The following is a 1,432-nucleotide window of genomic DNA, read 5'->3' as shown; positions in this document are numbered from 1 at the left end:
TCCGAGACGTGTTCATTGTGCTGTGGTCCTTTCTGCTGAGGACGAATGGCGGCTGGGTGGTGTGGCCGAGGCCGGCACCTGGGCAGAGAGCCGCCAATCCCACTGGTTGCGGCCTCTCTGGATCCGGTAGGCGGAGAACTCCTTTCGGCGGACGCGCTCCCAGACCGCAGCAGTCGAACTGCCGCTCCGATCGGCGATGTCGCGCGCCCTTTCCATCCCGGTGGTGTCGGCCTGTCCGCCGAGCCGCTCGAGGTCGCCGGGATCGAGCCTGATCCAGAGCTTGGACGCCTGGCTGCTCTGGTCGCAGGCGAGGACGCCACGATGAGCCCAGACGCGAATGGCGCCCAAGGTGATGCCAAGGTGCCGCGCCGCCACCTTCGCCGGCACGTACCCGTCCGCCCGGACATTGACCCCGCGGGTCTGGGTGGGACAGGCCGTCGGGATGGCGTGCTGGCGCCGCATGGACGCCACCCTGCCGCGGGTCCAGGGCTTGCCCTGGCGGGTGAGCAGGCCCTGCTCGGCCAACGCGGCCGCCACCTGGTGGTCTGGCATCCTGCGGGCCAGGTCGCGGATCGTTTCCAGCACGCCCGCATCGGTGCACAAGTGCCGCCCGAACCCAGGGCTGTCCACCCAGTGTGTCGTCCGGGCGCCACCACTCCAGAGGACCAGGAAGTCCGCCCCGTTCCGGCCTGCCCTGACCGTCACGGTGACGGCTGCGACCACGAGGCGGAGCAGGCGCTTGCGGTCCAGGGGTGTCGTGGTGTCCGCCCGCCACAAGGCCGGGAGGTCCGAGGCAAGCCGGCGCACCTCCTCTGTTTCCACGGCATCCAGCGGCCGCAACTCGGTGGCGAGCTGATGCGCATAGTCCTGCTCCAGCCTTTCCGCCCCGGCCAGTGCCGCTTCCCAGCGGCGCTCCAGTTCGCGGGCGACCAGACGATTGTCAGGGTCCACCGCGTCATACTGCCGTTGCGCCAGGCGTGCCTCGTAGCGGGCGCGCTCGACACGAAGTTGCCATTGCCGACCCACGGCCTGGCGCTCCTGCTCCAGGTTCCGCAGCGCGGTGAGGGTGGCTTCCAGCCCGGCAGGCCGCACCGCCTCTAGAAATGCCTCCACAATCACGGAATCGATCTCACCGGCGATGAATGATTGGCACATGGGCTCAGCATGGTGCGTCTGGGCCCGCCGGCATTCGTAGCGTGGCTGCTGGCGGCCGTAGCTGACCCCCATCTGGCGTCCGCAACGGCCGCAATGCACGAGACCCTGTAGCAGCGCGGAGCCTCTCCGAGCCGCACCCCGACCCTTGGCTGAACCGCCCCGGGTTTGCCGGAGGCCATTTGGTTTGGGTCAAGCGGCCGAGGCTTGCATCTCGGCCTGGGCATAATAGCGCGCTTCCGCCTCGGCGGGAGGGATGTGGCCGATCGGTTCGAGCAGC

Annotated in this window: 1 protein-coding gene; it reads right to left on the bottom strand. The window is 69.2% G+C overall.

Translation table 11 applies throughout. The features are described from left to right. Positions 1 to 12 precede the first annotated feature (12 nt). Positions 13 to 1,269: a recombinase zinc ribbon domain-containing protein gene (locus ACO1BU_RS37305; protein WP_424140894.1), complete on the bottom strand. Its 1,257-nt coding sequence runs from the start codon at positions 1,267 to 1,269 to the stop codon at positions 13 to 15. Between the last annotated feature and the right edge of the window lie 163 nt (positions 1,270 to 1,432).

It is taken from the genome of Roseomonas chloroacetimidivorans, from assembly GCF_049629625.1.
In the GTDB taxonomy this organism is placed as follows: domain Bacteria; phylum Pseudomonadota; class Alphaproteobacteria; order Acetobacterales; family Acetobacteraceae; genus Roseomonas; species Roseomonas chloroacetimidivorans.
The sequence above is the reverse complement of the archived record's forward strand: the minus strand, read 5'-3'. Positions and strand labels throughout refer to the sequence as shown.